General features: G+C 43.5%; 2 protein-coding genes. Both read right to left on the bottom strand.

Annotated elements, in window-relative coordinates:
- A partial coding sequence (locus tag KHS79_RS25670; RefSeq protein ID WP_212723008.1) for an RHS repeat protein occupies positions 1 to 1,430 on the bottom strand: 1,430 nt, incomplete at its 3' end.
- Between the two features lie 30 nt (positions 1,431 to 1,460).
- A complete protein-coding gene (locus KHS79_RS25665; protein ID WP_212723007.1) occupies positions 1,461 to 3,746 on the bottom strand; it encodes a DUF6531 domain-containing protein in 2,286 nt (761 codons plus the stop codon).
- Positions 3,747 to 3,959: the final 213 nt, after the last annotated feature.

The following is a 3,959-nucleotide window of genomic DNA, read 5'->3' as shown; positions in this document are numbered from 1 at the left end:
CTCAGGCTTTGAATGCCTTGCACGCTTTGGCGGGTGAGCTGGAAATCCTGGTCATACTGACGGTTCAGGGTTAAGCCATTTCCCCAGGTCAGGCTTTGTACGGGACCAAAAGGCAGGTAGCTGATGTTTTGCGCGACACTGATGGCATCATTGCTGCCACTGTGGCTATAACGAATACCTGTGACTTGGCCTAGGCTATTGCGTGTATAGTGCACCTTGGCATCATTGGGATAGGTAATCTCGGTAATGTTGCCAGAGCTGTCATACTGATACTGGATGCTATAGACCAGCTCCTGATCCACGATATACATACCACGGACCACACTGGCTAAATTGCCTTTGGCGTCATAGTAATAAGCAATGAGTCCAGCTTGGTCTTTGACACTGGTCAGACGGCCAATCCCGGCGTTGCCATCCTCGGTCTCGTCGTATTGGTAGGTTACATTCAGCTTGGGCTGACTGGGATACGTACGCGCGGTTAAACGGTTTAAGGCATCGTAGCGGTACTGGGTGACTTCACCTCGGGCATCGGTTTTCTGGGTAATATTACCGGCAGTGTCATACTGGTAAGTGGTGACACCAGTATCGGCACTGATGCGTTTGACTAATTCACCAAAGCCGTTGTATTCGTATTGGGTCACCGCGCCGTTGGGGGCACTGACTTTGGCAAGATTACCTTGCGCGTCATAGTCTAGCTTGGTGACTTGGTTCAGGGCATCGGTTGACGTAACTAAACGATTTAGCGCATCAAATCCATAGCTGGAACCATGGTTATTGGCATCCACAGCACCTGTCGCATTGCTGTTGACGTCATACGACACTTTGCTGGTTTGACCGGCAGCACCGACAGCGCGGATGAGTCGGCCCAGTTCATCAAATACCTGACTTTGGGTTTGGACGAGCTCACCGGTCGCTGATTTCAATACTTGCTGAGTACGGTTACCCATGGCATCCAAGGTGTATTCAATTCGCTCACCTTGGCTGTTACTGACGGCCGTTAAATAGCCAGCATTATTGTATTCGTAGCTTAAGCTCGCGCCACTGGGTAAGGTAATCTGGGTGACCCTGCCATTGCCATTGTAGGTATACTGTGTAGTTGCACCTGCCGTGCTGCTGGAGGTTAACCAACCTCGAATGTTATACGTCAGTTCAGTGGTTACACCATTGGCATCCACGATACGCTGAGGACTACCAAACAGCGTAAAATTCTGTAACTGGGTGGTATGGCCTAGTGCATCGGTCACGCTAGTTAAACGGCCACGATCATCATAACTAAACCGCGTGATATCCTGCACATCAGTACGCGGCCCATCAATGAGAGTAACTTGATTGTCAGCATTATACTCATAATGCTCGTGACGGGTTTCGCTCGCTGTTGCACCCATGGTCAGGATGACTGCGGTTAACAGTGTTTGGCTTAAAAACTTCATCGTACTTCCTGCTAAACGTCGGGTGCAATATTAATGTTTTGTAGGCACTGCAAAAACAGAGATATAAAAATAGCCATGATCCCAGCCATTACTATGGCTACCATCAGTTCCCTCAGGACTCATGACAAAATCTAAAATATCACCTGCTTTAACATCGACTTGGTGGGTTTTTGTTGCTCCTCGATGATCATTGGCTGCAACAAGTTGTTGATCATGCAGTTGGCCATTAATAAATAACTTGCCCGTGAAACCATTCCCTTTCCGATTATTGACTTTGTGGGTCAACCATTGGATGTCAATTTTTCCGGTATAGGTACTTTTCCAGCGCTTGATGGCCCAATGCTCGTTGGTGCGGCCTGTATAGGGACCACTGGGAATCAGTAACTCTTTACCAATCTCAAGATAAGGTGAGCCAGAGGTATTAAGGTCCCATTTATGGTTAATCCAATATTTTTTATCAAATAAAATAAATTTATTGGTTTGGTAGGTTTTATTGGCATCATTTTCGTAATCATAATAACCATAATACCAGCCTTTATGTCCTTGAACGCCTGTGGTACTCCAGTCATCTCTAGAATCTACAAATTTTACTTTTTCACCATTATTTTTTTGATTGGGATGAAGGCCTAATAAAAGTTCTTGCTCAGTTGTAAAGCCATCATTATCAAGGTCAATGGCTGATTCATTTTCTAATGGATTTGTATTATTTTCTGTTTCCCAAAAGTCAGATAAACCATCTCCATCGGTATCAGGTGAGTCAATGGCGGTACCTAACGTGCGTTCTTGCTCATTAGTTAAACCATCATTATCGTAATCTTCAGTGTCAGTAATGGAAATACTGGTCCCTGGGTCAGCCACGGATTGAGATACAACATTGCCTTTATCATCATAGGTATATGAGATTAATTGGCCAGGCCTTGAGATCAGTGTGGGCTGGTTAAATACAGGGTGCCATACCGTAGTTGTTACATATTCAGCTGGTGTACCTGCTGCTGTTACTTGTTTGGTCACCAAGCCTCTTTCGTTGTATTCAAATGTGGTTGTGATCCCCTTCCAGTCGGTTTTGGATTTCATCAAACCAGTGTCGTGATAGGTATACTCACGGTTAGCGGCAGCACAGTTTGCAGAAGCATGGCCTTCAACTGACGTGACCGCATTAACCCCTGCCACTTTTGAAAAGTAGTATGTAGTTTGTTTTTTGAGAGGGTTAGTAACAGTGGCTTGATTATCACCATATTCAACAGAGTAACGTTCACCTTCATTTTCTTCACTGACGGTAGCACGCCCTTCACTGTCATATTCCCACTTAATCGCTTCTACACCTAGTGCATCTGTAATACTGGTGAGGTGCGTTGGGTATTGCGTATTATCATAGTTAAATTGACGTGTTTTATTATCAGGGTACTTAATGTGAGCAAGCAATTTTTTAGTGTTATAGCTGTACGAAACAACATATTCATCGTTAAATGTAGCAGAAATAAGCTGTTTTTTAGGGGATATACTGGATGCATTAAATTCAAGTATTAACGTATTTTGATGGTTATCATTAATCGTCAGGGTATTGCCTTGATACGTGTAAGATAGTGTTTTACCACCAATAAATGTTTCTGTTTCGAGTAAACCCTCTGGGTTAAACGACAATGTCATTCCATTGGGTTCATGAATAATCCAATGATTTTGGGTCGACGTCAGTTTCGTAAAAACATCTGCATCACTGGTCCATTCGCTACCATTGTTAATAAATAGATAACGTTTACCATCGCCTTGGGCATAGGTTACTCGGTTGTTATAGATGATGAGTTGATTTTCAAAATTAAACTGCCATTTACCGGTTTGGGTATTGTACGTTCTTATCAGCGGTAAAGGACCATGGATATCCGTCTCAATATGGTACATATTGCCATTCGCTAAGCTGATGGGTTGACCAACACTAACCTGTCCCGTACTGCAATTTGTATCCCCATTAATTTTGTTTTCTGGATTAAAACCTACGCAAATAGCGTTATCTTTGAGTTGATAACCTTCAGGGCAACTGTATTTTTCAGCGGTCCACACCAAAGCTCTTGGCCATGGATCATCAGCACAATCATAATACCAACTGCCCTCAGCAGAAGGGTGAGGTTCAAATGAAGCTACAGGTAATGAACCACAGGCTCGTCCGGGAATTTCATCGACACTGTCAACATAAATAGCAGGATTATCCATCCAACCATTATTTTTCATTTGGAGTTTTTTGGTCGGTAATTCGTCTGCGATCAAGCTATAAGTTGGAAGCAGTAGAATGAATAGCGAAAAAGAGCCTATCGCTTTACGCATATTTCGTGGTACCCAGAAAAGAGAGTCAAAATTGTGCGGATTTTAACCAGATCACACTGTTTGTAAATATGATGCAGGTCAGGAGAGAGGCTAAGCCTTATAACTAACTGCGATAACAAAAAAAGGTTAATAAATACAGCTTATTTAAAGGTAAGTAGTTGCTAACATTAAAGGCTGCGAGTAATACGTAATCGGACGAGTGGCAGGGCTGGC

Origin of the sequence: Zooshikella ganghwensis (genome assembly GCF_018263875.1) — a bacterium.
GTDB lineage: Bacteria > Pseudomonadota > Gammaproteobacteria > Pseudomonadales > Zooshikellaceae > Zooshikella > Zooshikella ganghwensis.
This window is presented reverse-complemented; position numbering and strand designations above follow the sequence as displayed.